Source organism: Variovorax sp. GW821-FHT09D04 (assembly GCF_059416405.1).
Window position 1 is genome coordinate 37,961 of sequence record NZ_JBWKPA010000002.1, and the last position, 19,905, is coordinate 57,865.

Sequence of the window (19,905 nt, forward strand, 5' to 3'; positions counted from 1 at the left end):
GGTCTTTTTTCATTGGGAGTGTTCGCCCCGGGTCAGACGTTGCGGTCCGGGTCCGGGTACACCAGCGGCCCGAGCATGCCGCGGTTGAACGGCTTCCATTCGCCCTCGGGCTGCGCCAGCCGGTCGGCCACCGCATAGAGCACGGCCGGGTGCGCGCCGAGCCCCAGGTGGCTTGCCACCACCTCGATGTTCTCGGACTGCGGGCCGGTCTTCTCGAGGCTGCAGCGCCATGCGACGACGCCGTCGGTGCGGCTGAAGATCGAGGTCGTGGGCACGGGCGGCGTGGGTTCGACGAACTTCATGCGGCGCGGGTCGTGCGAGCTCTGGCCACTCACGCCCTCGTACACGCGCCAGGCGTTGGTGGCGCGCGGGCTGCCCGAGAACGGACTGCCCAGCGTGATCACGTTGCGGATGAGGTCCTTCTGCGCCGAGGCCAAGAGCCGTGCGTAGACGCCGCCCAGGCTCCAGCCGATCACGCTGACCTTCTGGCCGCTCTTGTCGGCCAGGGTCTTGAGCAGGTCGACCATGCCGTCCTCGACGCCGGCGCGCGGGCCCAGGTTGCGGCCCTGGCCCCAGCCGTGCGCGTCGTAGCCGCGGCTGCACAGGTAGCGGCGCAGCAGCAGCGTGGACATGTCGCTGGCCACCAGGCCCGGCAGCACGAGCACGGGGTGCCCGTCACCGCGCGGCGCGAGCTGCAGCAGCGGCCACATGGCGAGGCCGGCGCCGGTTTCCCAGAGGGCGCGCGCTTCGGCCAGCAAGAGCAGGCGCGACGGCGGTGCGATGGGTTCGTGGGTGGCGGTGGTCATGATGGCGGCTTCCTTTCTGTTTCTTTCTTCTGTAGGACGACGATGGGGGTGCGAAGTTGCATGCCCCGTCGGACGACGACTTCATTTATCCGAGGTATTTGCCCCTCAGGTAATCAAGATAAGCCCTCGATTCGCTGGAAACATACGGAGAAACCAGCGTGAGTGTGTAGAAAGCCGCCAAACCGGGGTCGGCCTGCGCCAGCGCGTCGCGCCCCGGCACGAGCCGCTCGAACGAGAGCCAGCAGGTGGTGGTGAAGACCATCTGCAGCGCGAGGATGCGCGCCTGCTCGGCGCTGGTCTCGATCACACCCGAGGCCACCAGCCCTTCGCACAGCGTCTGGGCGGCGAGCAGGTTCTGCGCGGTCATGGCCTGGGCGCGTTGGCCCAGGGCCGGGTACTCACTGGCCAGGAAGGCCATGTCGCGATAGATGAAGCGGTACTCGTCGATGGCCTCGAAGCGCAGGTGCAGCGCCAGCCACAGGTCGTCGATGGCGGTGATGGAGGCCGACGAGCCGTTGAGCACCTCGAGCCGCTGCTCGAAGCGCCGGAACAGCCATTCGACGATCAGCTGCTTGGCCTTGAAGTGGTAGTGCAGGTTGCCCGGGCTCATGCCGAGCTCGGCCGCGATCTTGTGCGTGGACACAGCCGGAAGACCTTCCGCGTTGAACAGCGCAAGGCTGGTCTGCAGGATGCGATCGCGCGTGGTGTTGGAGCTGGCCACAAGCGGCGTGTTGCGTGCGTTGTGTGCCGCTCAGCGCTTGCCGCCGGAGCCACTTGAACTGGACGGTTTCTCGAGTTTCGCGAGGCGTTCGCGCAACTGCGCCACCTCGTCGCGCAGGGCCTGCACCTCGTCGGCGCTGGGCATGCCCAGGCGTTGCAGGGCGGTGGCGACACGCTGGTCGAACACGTCCTCGAACTTGCGGATGCCGAAGGTGTCCAGGCTGGGGAAGCCGCGCGTCAGCGCCGCCTTCGCACCGGCCACGTCGGCCTTGCCGTGCCCGATGCCCAGCAGGCCTTCGATCACGTTGGCCTGGCGCTTGGCGACGTCGTTGCGCACGTTGTCCAGCGCCTTGAGGCCGGCGCGCAGCAGCGCTTCGGCCTTGTTGGTGCCCGCCGCAGCTGTGTCTGCGGGCGGGGCTTTTGCAGCCGGCGCCGCCTTGCGGGGCGCGGCCTTTTTCTTCGCCGCCGGAGCCTTCTTGGCAGGCGCCGCCCTCTTCTTCAACTTTGCAGTGTCATCGGGACGGGTCGCCATGCGGTGGTGCTCCAAGGGCGTGAAAAAGGGAAAGGGCGCGGTCAGCGCCCCGGGATCAGGCCGCCTTGCGGGCAGCGCGGCGAACCGGCTTCTTGGCCGCAGCGACCTTGGCCTTCACGGTGCGCACGGGGGCGGCTTCTTCGGTGCCGCTCACACGGGCTTCGATCTGCTTGGTGCCGGCAACGATGCGGTCAGCGATCTGCACCGACACGGTGGCGAAGGGCTGGTTCACGGCCGACAGGGCGTTCAGCACGGTGGTGGCAGCGGGCGATTCGATCTGGGCGACGCGGTTGGCGACGGTTTCGATGCCGCTGGTGGTGCCGGCAGCGACGCGGTCCATCGCGTTCACGATGCGGCTGGTGTCGATGTCCAGGCGGTTGGACAGGAAACCATGCACCTTCTCTTGCGCGCCGATCAGGTTGGCCTTGATCTGCTCGCTCACCATCGGGATCTGGCGGTTGCCCAGGAACTCGCTGTAGCGCGAAGCGGCACCGCCCAGCAGGCGTTGCACGCCGGTGCGGTAGGCACCGACCAGGGTCTTGCCGGCGTCGTTGTACTGGCCGACGACGTGGATGGCGGCGGAAGCGATGTTGGTTTGCGTGGACATGTGAGATTTCCTTGAAGTTGAATGGCTCGCGGGGAATCGCGATGGGCCAATCATCTTCCGCAGGGCCTAGGCCTGGAAAACTAGAACGGTCGGAAAACTAGTCCAACTGCCCCAATTTTTTTTCCAGGCCGGGCCGGCCCTGTCGATCATGCCGCAGCGGCGCGCGGCGATGCGGCGGCCTTGCGGGCCGCGGGCCGGGGCGCAGCCTTCTTTGCCGCCGCCTTCTTCGCAGGGGCTTTCTTCGCCGCCGCCTTGACCGGTGCGGCCTTGGCAGGGGCCTTCTGCGCCGTCTTCTTGGCGGCGACGGCCTTCACCGGCGCCTTCTTGCGCGCGGCCGGCTTGCGGGCCGGTGCAGCGGCCTGGGCCTCTTCGTCCGCTTCCGGGGCGGGGGCGGCCACGGGCTTGGGCGGTGTGGCCGGCGCGCCGGAGACGGCCGGGTGCTTCTGCGTCAGCTCCATCAGCAGCTTGTGCTCGGCCAGCAGGTAGTCGCCGATCTCGGTGATGTCGGGCACGGCGCGGCGGCAGGCGATCAGGCCGTAGTCCATGCGGCCGTTGTAGCTTTGCACGGTGACGTTGAGCGCGGTGCCATGGCTGGCGATCGACACCGGGTAGTAGCAGGTGACCAGCGCCCCCGCGAAGTACATCGGGAACGGCGCGCCCGCCACGTTCGAGACCGCCACGTTGGCCGCCGGCGGCAGCAGGTTGACGATGCCCGAGCGTCCCACCATCGACGCAATGCCCGACACCAGCCAGGGCGCGGCGAAGGTCGGGAAGTCGTCCAGGATCACGGCCTTGAAGCGGTTCATCGTCGACTTGGACGAGTTCGACGAGGCGTTGATCGCCTTCAGCCGCTGCAGCGGATCGGTGATGTCGGTGGCCAGGCTCACGAGGATCATGCTGGCCTGGTTGTTGGCCGTCTGGTCCCCCGCCTCGCGCAGGCTCACGGGCACGCCGGCCACCAGCGGCTTGGCCGGCAGCTCGTTGTTGTCGGCCAGGTAGTGGCGCAACGCGCCGGCCACGGTGGCCAGCACCACGTCGTTGAGCGACACGCCGAAGTGCTTGGCGATGTACTTGGTCTCGGCCAGCGAGATGGTGCGCCCGGCGAAGGTGCGCTGGTTGGTGATCGACACGTTCAGCGAGGTGCGCGGCGCGAAGAGGTTGAACTTCTTCGGCGCGGTGGCCGCCGCCTTGTCGGCCGCCTTCTCGTCGGGCTGGGCCAGGCCGCCGATGGCGCGCGCGATGGCCGGCGCCATCTTGAAGAGCTTGACGTACTGCTGCGCCGTGTTGCGCAGCGCTGCCGTGGCGAGTTCGGCCATGCCCAGCTGGTAGCCGTTGCTGCGCGGGCGCACACGCGGCGGCTTGATCACGCGGCCCGTGGCCTCGAGGTCGAAGATGGCCTTGCCCAGCTCGACGCCGGCCTGTCCGTCGATGCCCGCGTGGTGCACCTTGGTGTACAGCGCCACCTGGCCGCTCTTGAGGCCGTCGATGATGAAGAACTCCCACATCGGCCGGCTGCGGTCCATCAGCGTGGAGTGCAGCCGCGCCACGTACTGCTGCAGCTGGCGGTTGGTGCCCGGCTTGGGCAGCGTGATGTGGCGCACGTGGTAGTCGAGGTCGATGTCGTCGTCCTCGACCCACACCGGATTGGTCATGTCGAAGGGCATCAGCGCGAGCTTGCGCGTGAACACGTCGGCCAGGTGGATGCGGCTGGCCATGAAGGCCTTGGCGTCTTCGTAGAAGTCGCCCTTGTAGCCCTTGGGCAGGTCCAGCACGTTGAGCGAACCCACGTGCATCGGCATCTCGGGGGTTTCCAGGTGCAGGAAGGTGGCATCAAGACCGCTCAGGTGTTTCATGTGTGGTTCTCCTCGTTGGGGCATGCGCCGTCCGGCAGGATACCGTGGGCATCGCGTTCGTGGGCCTTCGCTTCTTCAGTGTTTCCACCGGGGGAAGGCACGCCCGGGACAGGGGTTTGCCCCAAGGATGGCCGGGGCGCGCGTCCACATGTAATGAAAAAATCGACGCGCCTCGAATGCAGCAACAACTGCTCACAGGCCGCCGCATTCACGGGGGCTTCGTACACTGTGCCGCATGACCTCTGCGCACAACGACGACCCCCATCTCTGGCTCGAAGACATCGACGGCGAAGCCGCTCTGGACTGGGCTCGCCAGCAGAATGCACATGCCGTTCACACCTATGCGCAGTCGCCGGCCTTCCAGGCGATCGAGCAGGGCCTGCTCGAGGTGCTCGACTCGGACGCGCGCATTCCGATGGTCAGCAAGATCGGTGCGCTGTACTACAACTTCTGGCGCGACAAGGCGCACCCCAAGGGCCTGTGGCGCCGCACCACGCTCGATGAATACCGCACGCCCGAGCCCGCGTGGGAGACCGTGCTCGACCTCGACGCGCTGGCCGCGCAGGACGGCGAGAACTGGGTCTGGCACGGTGCCGACTGCCTGGAGCCCGCGTACGAACGCTGCCTCATCTCGCTGTCACGCGGCGGTGCCGATGCCGACGTGGTGCGCGAGTTCGACCTGGTGAACCTGGCCTTCGTCGAAGGCGGCTTCGCGCTGCCCGAGGCGAAGAACCACGTCACCTGGAAAGACATCGACCACCTGTACGTAGGCACCGATTTCGGCCCCGGCTCCATGACCAGCTCGAGCTACCCGCGCCTGGTGAAGGAGTGGCAACGCGGCACGCCGCTGGCCGAGGCCGTCACCGTGTACGAAGGTGCGCACGAAGACATGTCGGTGAGCGCCTGGAGCGACCACACGCCCGGCTTCGAGCGTGACTTCGTCTCGCGCCAGATCGACTTCTACGACAGCGAGACCTGGCTGCGCGCGCCCGACGGCACGCTCGCCAAGATCGACGTGCCCGACGACGCCAACACCGGCGTCACGCGCGAGTGGCTGCTGATCGAGCCGCGCGAAGACTGGACCGTGGCCGGCCGTACCTACACCGCCGGCTCGCTGCTGGCCGCGCGCTTCGACGACTACATGGCCGGCGCGCGCGAACTCACGCTGCTGTTCGAGCCCGACGACACCACCGCGCTCGACGACTATTCGTGGACGCGCCACCACCTGATCCTCAACGTGATGCACGACGTGGTGAACCGGCTGGAGGTGCTCACGCCGCCGGCGGACGGCCTGGGCGACTGGGCCCGCGACAGCCTGGGCGGCGCGCCCGCACTCTCGTGCGTGGCGGCCGGCGGCATCGACGAGACCGAGAGCGACGACTACTTCCTGACCGTGAGCGGTTTCCTGCAGCCGACCACGCTGTACATCGGCACCCTCGGCCAGGGCGAGCCGCAGCCGCTGAAGCACAGCCCCGGCTTCTTCGACGCCTCGCGCTTTCGCGTGAGCCAGCATTTCGCGACCTCGGCGGACGGCACGCGCGTGCCCTACTTCGAGATCGCCGCGAAAGACCTCGTGGCCGACGGCACCAACCCCACGCTGCAGTACGCCTACGGCGGCTTCGAGATCTCGCTGGAGCCGAGCTACAGCGGCGGCATCGGCCGCGCCTGGCTCGAACGCGGCGGCGTGTACGTGGTGGCGAACATCCGCGGCGGCGGCGAGTACGGCCCGCGCTGGCACCAGGCCGCGCTGCAGGAAAACCGCCTGCGCACCTGCGAGGATTTCGCGGCCGTGTCGCAGGACCTGTTCGCGCGCGGCATCACCTCGCCCGCGCACCTGGGCGCCATGGGCGGCAGCAACGGCGGCCTGCTCATGGGCAACATGCTCACGCTGTACCCGCAGCTGTACGGCGCCATCGTGAGCGAGGTGGCGCTGCTCGACATGAAGCGCTACACGCAGCTGTCGGCCGGCGCCTCGTGGATCGCGGAGTACGGCGACCCGGAACTGCCCGACGAGTGGGAGTTCATCCAGACCTTCTCGCCCTACGAGAACGCACAGGCCGACACGCCCTACCCGCCCGCCCTTTTCACCACCTCCACGCGCGACGACCGCGTGGGGCCGGTGCATGCGCGCAAGATGCATGCGAAGCTGCTCGCGCAGGGGCACGACAGCAGCTTCTACGAGAACATGGAAGGCGGCCACAGCGCCGCCGCGGACAACAAGGCGTCCGCCTTCATGGATGCGCTCGGCTACGCCTACCTCTGGCACCACATCGGGAGACCGGCATGAACAGCAGCAGTACCGCCACCACCCTCGAACTGATCGGCGCGCCGACCGACATCGGCGCCAGCGTGCGCGGCGCGGGCATGGGCCCCGACGCGCTGCGCGTGGCCGGCCTGGCCGAGGCGCTGGCGGGCCAGGGCTTCACGGTGCTCGACCGCGGCAACCTCGCGGGCCCGGCCACGCCGTGGGCGCCGCCGGCCAACGGGCTGCGCCACCTCACCGAGGTGATCGCGTGGAACCGCTCGGTCTACGCCGCCGTCGACACCGCGCTGGGCGCCGGCCACGTGCCGGTGATGCTGGGCGGCGACCACTGCCTGGCGATCGGCTCGATCAGCGCGGTGGCCTGGCACGCACGCAAGCGCGGCAAGAAGCTGCGCGTGCTGTGGCTCGACGCGCATTCCGACGTCAACACCGAGACCACGAGCCCCAGCGGCAACCTGCACGGCATGCCGGTGTCGTGCCTGCTGGGCCACGGGCCGGCGGACCTCACGGGCTGGAGCGGCGAGCCCGCGGCGCTGGCGCACGACGCCATCCGCTTCATCGGCATCCGCAGCGTGGACGCCGACGAGAAGGAAGCGATCCGCACGCTCGGCCTGCATGTGTTCGACATGCGCCACATCGACGAGAACGGCATGCGCACCACCATGACCGAGGCGCTTCAAGATGTGGACGAGGACACCCACCTGCACGTGAGCTTCGACCTCGATTGCCTCGACCCGGCCGACGCGCCCGGCGTGGGCACGGGCGTGCGCGGCGGGCCGACCTACCGCGAGATGCAGCTGTGCATGGAAATGATCGCCGACACCGGCCGGCTCGGCTCGGTCGACGTGGTGGAGCTCAACCCCGCGCTCGACGTGCGCAACCAGACGGCCGAAGTGGCGGTGGAGCTGATCGAGAGCCTGTTCGGCAAGTCGACGCTGGTGCGCTGACTGCCGAGCCTGTTCAGCCGCGGTTGGGCGACGGCGCCACCGGGAAGGTGGCGGCGGCGGGGCGCGTGGCGGGCTTCGGTGCGTCGTCGGCCGGTGCCGCGTCCGCTGGCATGTCGGGGCCGCCTCCCTGCAGGAAGCGTTCGACCAACGTGAAGAAGCGGTCGTAGAAACGTTCGTCGGTGAGCGTCTGGCTCGCCACCTTGACCATCGCCTCGTTGCTGCCGCCGAAGGGCAGCGAGAGCGAGCCGATGGCGCCCACGCCCAGGCTGGCCGAGTTGCTGCCCTTCTTCAGGCCGTAGCGGTCTTGCAATGCGGTCGCGAAGGCCACGGTGCTGCGTCCGGCCGAGGCGCTGCCAGTACCCATTTCTCGCGCGCAGACCACGCGGAACTCGACCTCGACGTGCGTCTCGGCCGCGGGCTGGAAGCTCTTGCGCGCGGTCACCAGGTCGGCGTTGGCAGCCGTGACCATGTAGCCCTGGCTCAGCAGCGCGCGGCGCGCCGCCTCGCAGGTCTGGGCCTCGCTGGCGGCGTAGTTGCGCGTGTGGGTGGTGGTGGAGTCGAAGTCTTCGGGCTCGTAGGCCTGGCCCGTGCCGAAGCTGCCGCAGCCGGCCAGCAACAGGGCCGACAGCAGGCCCGGGAACAGAAACGCCGGCACGCGGGCCGGCGAAGAGAAGAAAGCAGCAGAAGAGGTGGGGGGCATGGCAGGGCGGGAAGGACACCGGATGCTAACCAACCGGTGGCTTCGCTTCGAGCCCCCGGCAGGCCGGGGGTTCCCGAAAGGCCCTGAAAGCCCCAGAGATCGCGTCAGGGGTACAGACCGCGTTCCTGGCGCGCCATCAGGATGCGCTCGCAGGCCACCGCATACGTCGCCGTGCGCAGCGGGATCTTGTGCTTGTCGGCCGTGTCCCAGATCTGGTTGAGCGCGTTCATCATGATGCGATCCAGGCGCACGTTGATCTCGTCCTCGTCCCAGAAGAAGGACGAGAAGTCCTGCACCCATTCGAAGTACGAGACCGTCACGCCGCCGGCGTTGCAGATCACGTCGGGCACGACCAGCACGCCGCGCTCGGCCAGGATGTCGTCCGCTTCGGGCACCGTCGGGCCGTTGGCGCCTTCGAGCACCAGCTTGGCGGTGGTCTTCTTGGCGCGCTCGGCCGTGAGCTGGCCTTCGAGGGCGGCCGGGATCAGGATGTCGCAGGCCACGTCCCAGAAGTCTTCGTTCGGCACGATGTCGCCGCCGGCCTTGAAGCCGACCACGCCGTCGGTGCGCGAGATGGGCACCAGCTGGGTCAGATCGAGGCCATTGGTGTTCACGATGGTGCCGGTGTGGTCCTGCACCGCGACGATCTTGGCGCCTGCTTCGACGAAGAGTTCGGCCGCGACCGAGCCCACGTTGCCGAAGCCCTGCACCGCGATGCGCGCGCCGCGCAGGTCCATGCCCAGGCGGCGGGCCGCTTCACGGCCGGTGACGAACACGCCGCGGCCGGTGGCCTTCACGCGGCCCAGCGATCCGCCCAGGTGCAGCGGCTTGCCGGTGACCACGCCGGTGGCGGTGCCGCCGACGTTCATCGAGTAGGTGTCCATCATCCACGCCATGATCTGCGCGTTGGTGTTCACGTCGGGCGCGGGGATGTCGGTGTGCGGGCCGATGATGATGCCGATCTCGCTGGTGTAGCGGCGCGTGACTTTCTCCAGCTCCTGCAGCGACAGCTTCTTCGGGTCGACGCGGATGCCGCCCTTGGCACCGCCGTACGGCAGGTTGACGGCCGCGGTCTTGATGGTCATCCAGGCCGACAGCGCCATCACTTCTTCCAGCGTGACGTCGGGGTGGAAGCGCACGCCGCCCTTGCCCGGGCCGCGGCTCATGTTGTGCTGCACGCGGTAGCCCTCGAAGTGGGCGATGGTGCCGTTGTCCATCTCGATCGGCACGTCGACGATCAGCGCGCGCTTGGGGCGCTTGAGGGTTTCGACCCAGCGTGCCAGCGGGCCGAGGTACGGCACGACGCGATCGACCTGCGACAGGTAGGTGCCCCAGGGGCTGTTGGCCGTCGGATTGACGAAGGAGAGTTTCTCGTTCATGGAAGATTCCCTTGGTTGGAATGGATGGGCGCAACGATATTCCGACTGAGGGCCGCGCGCCATGGCTTATGCATGCCGCGATGGCGGTTATGCAAGAGAAGTTGGAAGGCCCCTTGCGGTCCCTCTCGGCGCGGCCCGATGCAGGTGGATACGCACATGACAAAACCGTCATCCAGACGTTATCGGTCGCGTGGATGCGCTTCGTACAGTCGTTCTCACCAACCAAGCAACCACCTCAAGGAGTGAACGAACATGAAGCTGTCTGCCACCACCCGCCTTCTGAACACCGCCGCCGTCGCCGCCCTGCTGGGCCTGGCCGCCGCGCCGAGCTTTGCCGGCAACTACGCCGAAGGCGACCCGCGTCCCGCGCCCTTCGCGTCGTCGACGACGCGCGCCGCCGTGACGGCCGATGCCCAGCAGTGGCTGAAGACCGCGCCCACCCAGGGCTACAACGAGAACATGGGCCAGGAGCCGGTCGCGGTCTCGGCCAACAGCCGCGCTGCCGTGGCCGCCGACACGCAGCTGTGGATCCGCTCGGGCCTGGCCGCCCAGCAGTCGGGCGAAGCCGGCGCCGACACGTCGCGCCCCGGCTACCGCGAAGCCCAGGCCGCCTACACCAAGCTGCGCGAAGGCCCGGCCTACGGCGCGCTGGTCGACCAGCTCTCGGGCCGCCAGGCTGCCGCACCCGGATCGACCACGGTGCGTTGAATGCGGTGACCCACGGCTTTCGGTAGTTCAAATGACTGCGAAAGGGTAGTCCAACGGCATTTCCTTGGTTCTATCTCCTATGGCCGTGGCAAATAGGCCGCATTTCTTGCAGTCGATCGATGTGTGCGCCGGATAATCCTCGAATGCTTGATCTGGACCGCATCGATCTGCGCCTGCTGAAGATCCTTCAGGAAGACGGCCGCATCACCAACCTCAAGCTGGCGGAGGCGGTCGCGCTTTCCCCCACCGCCGTGCTGGCGCGCGTGCAGCGCCTCACGCGCGACGGCTTCATCCTGGGCTACGAGGCCCGCCTCGACCCCTACAAGCTGGGTCGCGGCTTCACCGTGTTCGTCGAGGTGCTGCTCGACCGCACCACCGCCAACGTCTTCGACCAGTTCAAGGCCGCCGTGCAGGTGCGCGACGAGATCATGGAATGCCACATGGTCGCCGGCGGCTTCGACTACCTCCTCAAGACCCGCATGGCCGACATGGCCGCCTACCGCGAGTTCGCGGGCACGGTGCTGTGGCAGCTGCCCGGGGTGCGCGAGACGCGCACGTATGCGGTGATGGAAGAGGTCAAGAGCAGCGCGCGCTTGCCGCTGGGGGTCTGACTGTTGCAGCCCGAGGGCTGCAACGTCAGTACCTATTGAAACATTTTTGTTGCTTACCCAGAATGCTCCGCCATATCAACACAACGGAGCGAGGGAATGTTCAAACGCATTGGATCGGCGGTCGTCCTGGTTGCAACCTTGTTGCTGGGCGCCTGCGTGGGCCCGGTACCGAAGATCGACGCGCCGCTCGAACGGTTGGTGGAAATCAAGTCGATTGCCGTGGTCAAGGTGCCGGAGCCCAAGACCTACACGGTGTTCAACATGGGCCATCCCGGCATGGCCTTCGGCCTGATCGGCGGCCTGGTTGCGGCGGCTGACCAGTCCAGCAAGCAGGACACGCTGTCGGCGGCCTACAAGGCACAGGGCACGGCGATCAACACCCTGCTGGTGAAGCAGCTCGCCACGCGCCTCGAGGCACAGGGCTATGCCGTCACCGAACAGGACGCGCCGTGGGTGGAAGCCAATGGCGGCTACACGCTCGCGTTCGACAAGCTCGAAAGCCCCGCGGACGCGATCCTCGTGGTGTCCCCCACGATGGTCGGCTTCGTCTCGCCGCCTCGGGTGGGCGTCTACCTGCCGACGATCACCTCGGTCGTGGTCCTGCTGGGCAAGGACAAGACGAAGCCGATCTACCGCGGCTACCACTCGGCCGGCTGGAAGCCTCTCGCCGAAGGGTGGCGCAACACGGAAGCGAAGACGACCTTTCCCGACTTCGCCGCACTGATGGCGGACACCAAGGCCAGCGCCAGCCGCCTTGAGAAGAGCGCCTCGGACATCGCCGATTCGGTGGCCCAGGATCTGAAGCGCGTCCAGAAGACAGCCGCCGCCCCCTGACCTGCCTATGCGGGCGCCTTCACCCGCCCGCCGAAGATCGCCGTCCCGACCCGCACCATCGTGCTGCCGGCGCTGACCGCCGCCTCGAGGTCCCCGCTCATGCCCAGCGACAGCGTGTCCAGCGCGATGCCCTCTGCACGGATCGCCTCGAACACCGCATGGGCGCGCAGGCACAACGCGCGCTGCGCCGCGAAATCGGGCGCCGGTTCGGGGATCGCCATGAGCCCGCGCAGCGTCAGTTGTGGCAAGACCGCCACAGCGCGCGCGAGCGCCAAGGCCTCTTCCGGCGGCACGCCGGACTTGTTCGCGCCGCCGTCCACGTTGACCTGCAGGCACACCTGCAGCGGCGGCAGGTGGGCCGGGCGCTGGGCCGACAGGCGCTCGGCGATCTTCAGGCGGTCGATGCTGTGGACCCAGTCGAACTGCTCGGCCACGGGCCGCGTCTTGTTGCTCTGCAGAGGGCCGATGCAGTGCCATTCGAGTCCCGCGCGCAGGTCGGCCAGCGCGGCGATCTTGTCCAGGCCCTCCTGCACGTAGTTCTCGCCGAAGGCCGCCTGGCCGGCCGCGTGCGCCTCGCGCACCGCCTCCGGCCCGAAGGTCTTGGACACCGCCAGCAGGCGCACCGCCGCCGGGTCGCGCCCGGCCTGCGCACAGGCCTGGTCGATCCGGGCCCTTACTTGCTGGAGATCGTCGCCAATCATCGTCATAATCTTCCGAATTCGTATCAAAACGTCACTAAAGCCTGCCTGAGGAGCCCCGTGGACATCACCCAACTGCTGGCGTTCAGCGTCAAGAACAAAGCCTCCGACCTGCACCTGTCGGCCGGCCTGCCGCCGATGATCCGCGTGAACGGCGACGTGCGCCGCATCAACGTCGATGCGCTGGACCACAAGGCCGTGCATGCCATGGTGTACGACATCATGAGCGACACGCACCGCAAGCACTACGAAGAGTTCCTGGAGGTCGACTTCTCGTTCGAGATCGACGGCCTCGCGCGCTTCCGCGTGAACGCCTTCAACCAGGCACGCGGCGCGGCCGCGGTGTTCCGGACCATTCCCTCAAAGATCCTCACGCTCGAGCAGCTCAACGCGCCGAAGATTTTCGGCGAACTCGCGCTCAAGCCGCGCGGCCTCGTGCTGGTGACGGGCCCCACGGGCTCGGGCAAGTCGACCACGCTGGCGGCGATGGTGAACTACCTCAACGAGAACGAGTACGGCCACATCCTCACGGTGGAAGACCCGATCGAGTTCGTGCACGAATCGAAGAAGTGCCTGATCAACCAGCGCGAAGTGGGGCCGATGACGCTGTCGTTTGCCAACGCGCTGCGCTCCGCCCTGCGCGAAGACCCGGACGCCATCCTGGTGGGCGAGTTGCGCGACCTCGAAACCATTCGCCTGGCGATGACCGCGGCCGAAACCGGCCACCTGGTGTTCGGCACGCTGCACACCTCGTCAGCCGCCAAGACCATCGACCGGATCATCGACGTGTTCCCGGGCGAAGAAAAAGAAATGATCCGCGCGATGCTGTCGGAGTCTTTGCAGGCCGTGATCTCGCAGACGCTGTGCAAGACCAAGGACGGCCAGGGCCGCGTGGCGGCGCACGAGATCATGCTGGGCACGCCGGCCATCCGCAACCTGATCCGCGAGGCCAAGGTCGCGCAGATGTACTCCACCATCCAGACCGGCCAGGGCTCGGGCATGCAGACGCTCGACCAGAACCTGACGGAGCTGGTGCGCCGCAATACGATCTCTGCCGCCGAAGCGCGCGGCAAAGCGAAGATTCCCGAGAATTTCCCCGGCTGATCCCTACAGTCCTTCGGAGCACAGACATCATGGAACGCGATCAAGCCAGCCAGTTCATCAACGACCTGCTCAAGCTCATGGTGAGCCGCAACGGCAGCGACCTGTTCATCACCGCCGACTTCCCGCCGGCCATCAAGGTCGACGGCAAGGTCACCAAGGTCTCGCAGCAGGCGCTGGGCGCGCAGCACACGCTGGCGCTCACGCGCTCGATCATGAACGACCGCCAGACGGCCGAGTTCGAGCGCACCAAGGAGTGCAACTTCGCGATCTCGCCGACGGGCATCGGGCGCTTTCGCGTCAATGCGTTCGTGCAGCAGGGCAAGGTCGGCATGGTGCTGCGGACCATTCCCGCCAAGCTGCCGACCATCGACGGGCTGGGCATGCCGCAGGTGCTCAAGGACGTGGCGATGACCAAGCGCGGCCTCACCATCCTGGTGGGCGCCACGGGCTCGGGCAAGTCGACCACGCTGGCCGCGATGATCGACTGGCGCAACGAGAACTCCTACGGCCACATCGTCACGGTGGAAGACCCGGTCGAGTTCGTGCATCCGCACAAGAACTGCGTGGTGACGCAGCGCGAAGTGGGCATCGACACCGACAGCTGGGAAGCCGCGCTGAAGAACACGCTGCGCCAGGCGCCCGACGTGATCCTCATGGGCGAAATCCGCGACCGCGAAACCATGGAGCACGCCGTGGCCTTCGCCGAAACCGGCCACCTGTGCATGGCCACGCTGCACGCCAACAGCGCCAACCAGGCCCTGGACCGCATCATCAACTTCTTCCCCGAAGAGCGCCGCGCGCAGCTCCTGATGGACCTGTCGCTGAACCTGCGCTCGCTGGTCTCGCAGCGGCTGGTGCCCACCGAAGACGGCCAGGGCCGCGTGGCCGCCGTCGAGATCCTGCTGAACACGCCGCTGATCTCCGACCTGATCTTCAAGGGCGAGGTGGGCGAGATCAAGGAGATCATGAAGAAGAGCCGCAACCTGGGCATGCAGACCTTCGACCAGGCGCTGTTCGACCTGTTCGAGGGCAACGCGATCAACTTCGAAGAGGCGATCCGCAACGCCGATTCGGCCAACGACCTGCGCCTGCAGATCAAGCTCAACAGCCAGCGCGCGCGCAGCACCGACCTGGCGGCCGGCACCGAGCACTTCGCGATCGTCTGAGGCCGCCCCGCCGGCGCCCCGCGGTGCGCCGGCCTTGTTTCTTTCTTTGGCTTTAAGCTGTCGGCCATGAGCAGCATCAACCCCCGCACCTACGAATCCGTTCCCGCCCAGACGGTGGCCTTTCTCGGCCTCGGCGTCATGGGCGGGCCCATGGCCGGGCACCTGGCCAAGGCCGGCCACACGGTCACGGTCTACAACCGCACGCCCGCCAAGTCGCAGGCCTGGGTCGCCGAGTTCGGCGCCCCCGGCCGCCACGCCCCTACCCCGCGCGAAGCAGCGGCCGGCGCCGACATCGTGTTCTGCTGCGTCGGCAACGACGACGACCTGCGCTCGGTGGTGCTGGGCGACGACGGCGCCCTGGCCGGCATGAAGCCCGGCGCCGTGCTCGTGGACCACACCACGGCCTCGGCCGACGTGGCGCGCGAGCTGTCGAAGGCGGCGCTCGCGCGCGGCCTGCACTTCATCGACGCGCCCGTGTCGGGCGGCCAGGCGGGCGCGCAGAACGGCGCGCTCACCGTGATGTGCGGCGGCGACGCGGCGGTGTTCGAACGCATCAAGCCGGTGGCGATGGCCTTCTCGCGTGCGGTCACCTTGCTGGGCGAGAGCGGCGCGGGCCAGCTCGCGAAGATGGTGAACCAGATCGCCATCGCGGGGCTGGTGCAGGGCCTGTCGGAAGCCATCGCCTTCGGCCAGCGCGCCGGCCTGGACATGGAAGCCGTGCTCGGCGTCATCGGCAAGGGCGCGGCCCAGAGCTGGCAGATGGACAACCGCGGCAAGACCATGATCGAGGGCAAGTTCGACTTCGGCTTTGCCGTCGACTGGATGCGCAAGGACCTGGGCCTGGTGCTCGACGAAGCCAAGCGCAACGGCGCGCGCGTGCCGGTGACGGCGCTGGTCGACCAGTTCTATGCCGACGTGCAGCAGGCCGGCGGCAGGCGCTGGGACACCTCCAGCCTGATCATCAGGCTCAAATGAAAAAAGCCCGCAGAAGCGGGCTTTTTGGTTTCAGCGGACCGGCGAGGTCGTTGCACCGCCGGCCGGCGCGGGCAGCGGCTCCATCGGCGGCAGCGGCACGCGCGAACCCGAGGAGGAAGCACCCGGCGTCGATGGCGTCGCATTGCTCACCGGTGCGGGGCCCGTGCCGCCGCGCTGAGCGGCGGACTGGTTGGCCGCCTGGCTCGCGGCGAGGTCGGCCTCGCTCACCACCTCGACCACGCGCACGACCTTCGCCACGCCCGTCACGCCGCGCGTGATCTCGGTGGCGCGGTCGGTCTCGCGGCGCGTGGCGATGCCCATCAGGTAGACCGTGCTGCGCTCGGTCACGACCTTGAAGGAGTTGGCGAAGATGTCCTTGGCGTCGAGCAGCGAGGCCTTCACCTTGCCGGTGATGTACAGGTCGTTCGAGCGGTCCTGGAAGGTGCTCGGGGCGCCGATGGTGAGTTCGTTCACCACCGAGCGCACGTTGACCACGCGGCTCACCTCGTCCTCGACGCGGCGGCGGTCGGCGTCGTTGCCGACGGCGCCGGTCAGCAGCACCTGGCGGTTGAAGCTGGTGACGCTCACGTACATGTTGTCGTTGGCGATGTCGCGCACGCGGGCCGCGGCGCGCAGCTCGATGCCCTGGTCGTCGAGCTGCGCGCCCGAGCTGCGGCGGTCGGTCGCCACCATGCCCACGCCCACCACCGCGGCGCCGCCCACGACGAGCGGCACGCAGGCGGACAGTCCGGCCACCAGGGCGGCGCCCAGGGTGAGCGCCAGGGCGAAACGTTGGGTCGAGGCCTTGGTCAGGGTCGTCATGGTCATGAGGAAACTTCCTGTTCTCCGAGTAACTGGGCATCCACGCCGTCGCACAGGCAATGCAGCGCGAGCAGGTGGATTTCGTGAATGCGCGCCGCACGCTCGTGCGGCACGCTGATCTGTACATCGGTTTCGCGCAGCGCGCGGCCGATGGCGCCGCCGGTGCCGCCGACGCCGGGCGCCGCGGTGGCCAGCCCCGTGGCGGCGTTGCCGAGCAGCGCCACCACCGTCATGTCGCGCTCATGCGCGGAAAGCACGGCGGCCAGCACCGCGGACGACTGCCCGCTGGCGCTGAGCACCAGCAGCACGTCGCCGGCCTGGCCGAGCGCGCGCACCTGGCGCGCGAAGCGGTCGGCATCGGCGGCCTGCGGGCTGTCGGCCGCCGGGTCGGTGGTGTCGCCGGGCAGCGCGATGGCGCCCAGCTCGGGCCGCTCGCGTTCGAAGCGGCCCACGAAGTTCGATGCGAACTGCGCGGCCAGCAGGCCCGACACGCCGGCCCCGCAGGCCAGCACCTTGCCGCCGCTGGTCACGCAGGCCAGCAGGGCCTGCATCGCTTGAGAGATGGGTTTGCTGAGGACCGGGCCGGTCTGGTATTTGAGGTCGGCACTGTCAATGAAGTGCTGCTGAATCCGTTGCTCGAGCATGGGGCGCGATGATAACTGGGGGTCGTGAAACAAGACGTTTGAGTGGTGGAGCCTTCAGCAAGGCTTCAGTTCCCTGGCGAGTGCGTCAGCCGGCGTCGAAGGCGGCTTTCAGCCAGGTGATTTTCTCCTCGATCAGCACCACATCGAAACGGCAAGGCGGCAGCGACCGCAACCGGCCCAAATAGTGCCGCGCGGCCAGCACGATGCGCCGCTGCTTGCCCGCCGTGATGCTGCCACCCGCGCCGCCGTGCGAGGCCGCGCTGCGCTGGCGCACCTCGACGAACACCAGCGTGCCGTCGCGCGGATCGCGCATGATCAGGTCGACCTCGCCGCCGCCGCGCCCCGGCGTTCGATAATTGCGCGCGACCGGCACGAGGCCGGCCTGGCGCAGGTGGTCGAGCGCGGCGTCTTCCGCCGCATCGCCGCGATGCTTCGTGGTCGTGGTGCTTGTCGTCATGGCTCCCTGCCCTGTTCTTGTTTTCGCTGCCCTACGGAGAAACCTCTTGGCTTCACTCGCCCCTGCTTCCTTCGGCGCGGCCCTGCCGGCCGCGCTCGACGCCGCGGGCGCGCAGCATTATCCGCAGGGCACGCTGTACATCGTCGCCACGCCGATCGGCAACCTGGCCGACATCACGCTGCGCGCGCTGCATGTGCTGCAGCTGGTGGACGCCGTGGCCTGCGAGGACACGCGCCACACGCAAAGCCTGCTGCGCGCCTACGGCATCGACCGCCCCGGCGCGCGGCTGCTCGCGGTGCACCAGCACAACGAGGCCGAGGCCGCGCAAGCGGTGGTCGCGCGGCTCGCGCAGGGCGAGCGCATCGCCTACGTGAGTGACGCCGGCACGCCCGGCGTGAGCGACCCCGGCGCGCGCCTGGCCGCCGCCGTGCGCGCGGCCGGCCAGCGCGTGCTGCCGCTGCCGGGCGCCAGCAGCGTCGTCACGCTGGTGAGCGCGGCCGGGCTCGTGGCCGACGGCGGCGAGAGCAGCCACGCGCACAACAGCAGCGCCTTCGTGTTCGCGGGTTTCCTGCCGAGCAAGGCCGGCGAGCGCGACACCGCCGTGCAGGCCCTCGCGCAGGAGCCGCGCGCCGTGGTGTTGCTCGAAGCGCCGCACCGCATCGAAACCCTGGCCCGCGCCCTTGCCGTGCTGGGCGAGCGCCGCATCACCGTCGGCCGCGAGCTCACCAAGCAGTTCGAAGAGATCGCCACCGTGGCCGCCAGCGCGCTGCCCGACTGGTTCGGCGCCGACCGCGACCGCACGCGTGGCGAGTTCGCGCTGGTACTGCATCCCGTGGCGGTGAGCGGCGACGGCGGCGCGGAAGGCGAGCGCGTGCTGCGCCTGCTGCTGGCGGAACTGCCCGTGAAGACGGCCGTCAAGCTGGCCGCCGAGATCAGCGGTGCGCCGCGCAACACGCTGTACGAGCTGGCGCTGCGCATCCGCAACGAAGCTGGCGACGACTAGCCTCAGCCGTCCAGCTCGGCATAGCGCCGAAAGATCCCGTCCTCGTTGAACGCAATGCGGCGCGGGCTGCGCAGGTAGTCGTGCACGCGCTGGCGTCGCCGGATGTTCGCGTGCAGCTTCACGACCGCGGGCGTGGCGGCGAGCGCTCGCGCGGTGGCCTTCGGAAAAGCGTACTGCAGGCCGTCCACCAACTGGAACAGCGACAGGTCGGCATAGGTCAACACGTCGCCGACCAGGTGCAGGTCGCCGGAAGGGTTGCGCTGCAGCACCTGCTCGAATCAGTTCAGGAATTTCGGAATGCGCGCTTCGCGGAAGGCGCGCGCACGCTGCAGGGCCGCGTCGCGCTGGTCTTCGTAGTAGTCGCCGGTCGAGATCGGGTGATGGGTGTCGTGCGCCTCGGCCACCGCGTCGGCGATGGTGAGTTGCAGCTGATGCGTCCACAGGCCGTCGGATTCGCCGATGCCGGCCAGCCCGAGCTTGGGGCCGAGGTACAGCAGGATCGCGGCGGTCTGGCCGACCACGATGTCGCCGTCGACAAGGAACGGCGGTGCGAACGCGGCGCGCGGGTTGCCGGGGTCGCCGAGCCGGCGGCCCAGCGCGGACTCGCCGCCGCCTTGCGAGGCGGGCAGCCGCGCGACATCGACGTAGTCGGCGCCCGCTGCTTCGAGTGCGAGCCGCACGAACTCGCCACGGCCCTGGATCGTGGGCCAGTAATGAAGTTGGTATGCCATGCGGCCATGGTGTCAGGGCCGACGGGGCGCTGCAACCGATGACCGGCTGCGAGGGATGTCAGATCAGGCAGCGAAGGCGCGCGGCCGGTTCACCAGAACTTCCACCACGGACGCGGTGGCTGGCGCAGGGCGAGGGGGCGGGTGTCCAGGTCGGCGCTCTGGCTCGGCGGAATCGAATCGCCGAAGCGGCGGCGCATCTCGGCCTCCAGGGCATGTGCGATGCCGCGGGCCTGTTTCTCGCCGCGCAGCGCGCGCCGACGCCATTCGGCGGCGTGTGCTGCGAGGCTGGTTTCGTCCAGTTCGGAGAGCTCCATCATGCGGGGAATTTTTACATGCGTGCGTCCG

The 19,905-nt window shown here is 68.5% G+C and carries 21 protein-coding genes and 1 pseudogene; 9 read left to right on the forward strand and 13 right to left on the reverse strand.

Annotated elements, in window-relative coordinates:
• Positions 1 to 32: 32 nt before the first annotated feature.
• The 5 genes from AC07O4_RS06320 to AC07O4_RS06340 form a co-directional block, all read right to left on the reverse strand.
• Positions 33 to 806: an esterase/lipase family protein gene (locus AC07O4_RS06320; RefSeq protein WP_095746971.1), complete on the reverse strand. Its 774-nt coding sequence runs from the start codon at positions 804 to 806 to the stop codon at positions 33 to 35.
• 85 nt (positions 807 to 891) lie between these two features.
• Entirely contained in the window at positions 892 to 1,527 is a 636-nt protein-coding gene (locus AC07O4_RS06325; protein WP_062478422.1) for a TetR/AcrR family transcriptional regulator, read from the reverse strand.
• A 30-nt stretch (positions 1,528 to 1,557) separates the two neighbouring features.
• A complete protein-coding gene (locus AC07O4_RS06330; protein WP_495304045.1) occupies positions 1,558 to 2,028 on the reverse strand; it encodes a phasin family protein in 471 nt (156 codons plus the stop codon).
• A gap of 85 nt (positions 2,029 to 2,113) precedes the next feature.
• On the reverse strand, positions 2,114 to 2,665 hold the full coding sequence (locus AC07O4_RS06335; RefSeq protein WP_159274669.1) for a hypothetical protein: 552 nt from the start codon (positions 2,663 to 2,665) through the stop codon (positions 2,114 to 2,116).
• 146 nt (positions 2,666 to 2,811) lie between these two features.
• The gene (locus AC07O4_RS06340) at positions 2,812 to 4,518 is read right to left on the reverse strand and encodes a WS/DGAT/MGAT family O-acyltransferase (protein WP_495266248.1); all 1,707 of its coding nucleotides are present in this window, start codon (positions 4,516 to 4,518) and stop codon (positions 2,812 to 2,814) included.
• 235 nt (positions 4,519 to 4,753) lie between these two features.
• Between AC07O4_RS06340 and AC07O4_RS06345 the strand changes: the two genes are divergently transcribed.
• Both AC07O4_RS06345 and rocF read left to right on the forward strand, forming a co-directional pair.
• The gene (locus tag AC07O4_RS06345; RefSeq protein ID WP_495304046.1) at positions 4,754 to 6,805 is read left to right on the forward strand and encodes a prolyl oligopeptidase family serine peptidase; all 2,052 of its coding nucleotides are present in this window, start codon (positions 4,754 to 4,756) and stop codon (positions 6,803 to 6,805) included.
• The gene (gene rocF / locus AC07O4_RS06350; RefSeq protein WP_492687256.1) at positions 6,802 to 7,728 is read left to right on the forward strand and encodes an arginase; all 927 of its coding nucleotides are present in this window, start codon (positions 6,802 to 6,804) and stop codon (positions 7,726 to 7,728) included. Before AC07O4_RS06345 ends, rocF begins: the two co-directional genes overlap by 4 nt.
• Before the next feature lie 13 nt (positions 7,729 to 7,741).
• Here the strand turns inward: rocF and AC07O4_RS06355 are convergent, their stop codons facing one another.
• Together AC07O4_RS06355 and AC07O4_RS06360 are read right to left on the reverse strand one after the other, a co-directional pair.
• Positions 7,742 to 8,428: a DUF2242 domain-containing protein gene (locus AC07O4_RS06355; RefSeq protein WP_495304047.1), complete on the reverse strand. Its 687-nt coding sequence runs from the start codon at positions 8,426 to 8,428 to the stop codon at positions 7,742 to 7,744.
• Positions 8,429 to 8,532: 104 nt separating this feature from the next.
• Positions 8,533 to 9,807: a Glu/Leu/Phe/Val family dehydrogenase gene (locus AC07O4_RS06360; RefSeq protein WP_062478443.1), complete on the reverse strand. Its 1,275-nt coding sequence runs from the start codon at positions 9,805 to 9,807 to the stop codon at positions 8,533 to 8,535.
• Between the two features lie 252 nt (positions 9,808 to 10,059).
• Here AC07O4_RS06360 and AC07O4_RS06365 point away from each other — a divergent pair, with 252 nt between their 5' ends.
• From AC07O4_RS06365 to AC07O4_RS06375, 3 genes are all read left to right on the forward strand, one after another.
• Positions 10,060 to 10,515 (forward strand): hypothetical protein, encoded by a 456-nt coding sequence (locus AC07O4_RS06365; protein WP_369630304.1) that lies wholly within the window; start codon positions 10,060 to 10,062, stop codon positions 10,513 to 10,515.
• Positions 10,516 to 10,658: 143 nt separating this feature from the next.
• The gene (locus AC07O4_RS06370; RefSeq protein WP_062478450.1) at positions 10,659 to 11,126 is read left to right on the forward strand and encodes an Lrp/AsnC ligand binding domain-containing protein; all 468 of its coding nucleotides are present in this window, start codon (positions 10,659 to 10,661) and stop codon (positions 11,124 to 11,126) included.
• Between the two features lie 96 nt (positions 11,127 to 11,222).
• The gene (locus AC07O4_RS06375) at positions 11,223 to 11,960 is read left to right on the forward strand and encodes a hypothetical protein (protein ID WP_307588150.1); all 738 of its coding nucleotides are present in this window, start codon (positions 11,223 to 11,225) and stop codon (positions 11,958 to 11,960) included.
• Between the two features lie 5 nt (positions 11,961 to 11,965).
• Here AC07O4_RS06375 and AC07O4_RS06380 read toward each other — a convergent pair whose 3' ends face one another.
• Entirely contained in the window at positions 11,966 to 12,667 is a 702-nt protein-coding gene (locus AC07O4_RS06380) for a YggS family pyridoxal phosphate-dependent enzyme (RefSeq protein WP_495304048.1), read from the reverse strand.
• 51 nt (positions 12,668 to 12,718) lie between these two features.
• On the opposite strand from AC07O4_RS06380, the gene AC07O4_RS06385 reads away from it, so the two are divergent.
• From AC07O4_RS06385 to AC07O4_RS06395, 3 genes are all read left to right on the forward strand, one after another.
• Entirely contained in the window at positions 12,719 to 13,762 is a 1,044-nt protein-coding gene (locus AC07O4_RS06385) for a type IV pilus twitching motility protein PilT (RefSeq protein ID WP_062482334.1), read from the forward strand.
• 29 nt (positions 13,763 to 13,791) lie between these two features.
• Positions 13,792 to 14,928: a PilT/PilU family type 4a pilus ATPase gene (locus tag AC07O4_RS06390; protein WP_062482331.1), complete on the forward strand. Its 1,137-nt coding sequence runs from the start codon at positions 13,792 to 13,794 to the stop codon at positions 14,926 to 14,928.
• A 66-nt stretch (positions 14,929 to 14,994) separates the two neighbouring features.
• Positions 14,995 to 15,903 (forward strand): NAD(P)-dependent oxidoreductase, encoded by a 909-nt coding sequence (locus tag AC07O4_RS06395; protein WP_369630306.1) that lies wholly within the window; start codon positions 14,995 to 14,997, stop codon positions 15,901 to 15,903.
• Positions 15,904 to 15,933: 30 nt separating this feature from the next.
• On the opposite strand, the gene AC07O4_RS06400 is transcribed toward AC07O4_RS06395, so the two are convergent.
• From AC07O4_RS06400 to AC07O4_RS06410, 3 genes are all read right to left on the reverse strand, one after another.
• A complete protein-coding gene (locus AC07O4_RS06400) occupies positions 15,934 to 16,731 on the reverse strand; it encodes a BON domain-containing protein (RefSeq protein ID WP_095950095.1) in 798 nt (265 codons plus the stop codon).
• A complete protein-coding gene (locus AC07O4_RS06405) occupies positions 16,728 to 17,369 on the reverse strand; it encodes an SIS domain-containing protein (protein WP_062482322.1) in 642 nt (213 codons plus the stop codon). The genes AC07O4_RS06400 and AC07O4_RS06405 overlap by 4 nt, the downstream gene beginning before the upstream one ends.
• Positions 17,370 to 17,454: 85 nt before the next feature.
• Positions 17,455 to 17,826: a YraN family protein gene (locus AC07O4_RS06410; RefSeq protein WP_070063810.1), complete on the reverse strand. Its 372-nt coding sequence runs from the start codon at positions 17,824 to 17,826 to the stop codon at positions 17,455 to 17,457.
• 46 nt (positions 17,827 to 17,872) lie between these two features.
• On the opposite strand from AC07O4_RS06410, the gene rsmI reads away from it, so the two are divergent.
• The gene (gene rsmI, locus AC07O4_RS06415; RefSeq protein WP_492745456.1) at positions 17,873 to 18,829 is read left to right on the forward strand and encodes a 16S rRNA (cytidine(1402)-2'-O)-methyltransferase; all 957 of its coding nucleotides are present in this window, start codon (positions 17,873 to 17,875) and stop codon (positions 18,827 to 18,829) included.
• Positions 18,830 to 18,831: 2 nt separating this feature from the next.
• On the opposite strand, the pseudogene AC07O4_RS06420 reads toward rsmI, so the two are convergent.
• A pseudogene (locus AC07O4_RS06420) lies at positions 18,832 to 19,560 on the reverse strand (glutathione S-transferase).
• A gap of 89 nt (positions 19,561 to 19,649) precedes the next feature.
• Positions 19,650 to 19,877 (reverse strand): hypothetical protein, encoded by a 228-nt coding sequence (locus AC07O4_RS06425; protein WP_062481748.1) that lies wholly within the window; start codon positions 19,875 to 19,877, stop codon positions 19,650 to 19,652.
• Positions 19,878 to 19,905: the final 28 nt, after the last annotated feature.

What these genes read in the sequence shown, in the direction of transcription:
- AC07O4_RS06320 (WP_095746971.1), bottom strand. Translation starts at nt 806, where the DNA reads ATGACCACCGCCACCCACGAACCCATCGCACCGCCGTCGCGCCTGCTC.
- AC07O4_RS06335 (WP_159274669.1), bottom strand. Translation starts at nt 2,665, where the DNA reads ATGTCCACGCAAACCAACATCGCTTCCGCCGCCATCCACGTCGTCGGC.
- AC07O4_RS06340 (WP_495266248.1), bottom strand. Translation starts at nt 4,518, where the DNA reads ATGAAACACCTGAGCGGTCTTGATGCCACCTTCCTGCACCTGGAAACC.
- AC07O4_RS06345 (WP_495304046.1), top strand. Translation starts at nt 4,754, where the DNA reads ATGACCTCTGCGCACAACGACGACCCCCATCTCTGGCTCGAAGACATC.
- rocF (WP_492687256.1), top strand. Translation starts at nt 6,802, where the DNA reads ATGAACAGCAGCAGTACCGCCACCACCCTCGAACTGATCGGCGCGCCG.
- AC07O4_RS06355 (WP_495304047.1), bottom strand. Translation starts at nt 8,428, where the DNA reads ATGCCCCCCACCTCTTCTGCTGCTTTCTTCTCTTCGCCGGCCCGCGTG.
- AC07O4_RS06360 (WP_062478443.1), bottom strand. Translation starts at nt 9,807, where the DNA reads ATGAACGAGAAACTCTCCTTCGTCAATCCGACGGCCAACAGCCCCTGG.
- AC07O4_RS06365 (WP_369630304.1), top strand. Translation starts at nt 10,060, where the DNA reads ATGAAGCTGTCTGCCACCACCCGCCTTCTGAACACCGCCGCCGTCGCC.
- AC07O4_RS06370 (WP_062478450.1), top strand. Translation starts at nt 10,659, where the DNA reads ATGCTTGATCTGGACCGCATCGATCTGCGCCTGCTGAAGATCCTTCAG.
- AC07O4_RS06375 (WP_307588150.1), top strand. Translation starts at nt 11,223, where the DNA reads ATGTTCAAACGCATTGGATCGGCGGTCGTCCTGGTTGCAACCTTGTTG.
- AC07O4_RS06380 (WP_495304048.1), bottom strand. Translation starts at nt 12,667, where the DNA reads ATGACGATGATTGGCGACGATCTCCAGCAAGTAAGGGCCCGGATCGAC.
- AC07O4_RS06390 (WP_062482331.1), top strand. Translation starts at nt 13,792, where the DNA reads ATGGAACGCGATCAAGCCAGCCAGTTCATCAACGACCTGCTCAAGCTC.
- AC07O4_RS06395 (WP_369630306.1), top strand. Translation starts at nt 14,995, where the DNA reads ATGAGCAGCATCAACCCCCGCACCTACGAATCCGTTCCCGCCCAGACG.
- AC07O4_RS06400 (WP_095950095.1), bottom strand. Translation starts at nt 16,731, where the DNA reads ATGACCATGACGACCCTGACCAAGGCCTCGACCCAACGTTTCGCCCTG.
- AC07O4_RS06405 (WP_062482322.1), bottom strand. Translation starts at nt 17,369, where the DNA reads ATGCTCGAGCAACGGATTCAGCAGCACTTCATTGACAGTGCCGACCTC.
- AC07O4_RS06410 (WP_070063810.1), bottom strand. Translation starts at nt 17,826, where the DNA reads ATGACGACAAGCACCACGACCACGAAGCATCGCGGCGATGCGGCGGAA.
- AC07O4_RS06425 (WP_062481748.1), bottom strand. Translation starts at nt 19,877, where the DNA reads ATGATGGAGCTCTCCGAACTGGACGAAACCAGCCTCGCAGCACACGCC.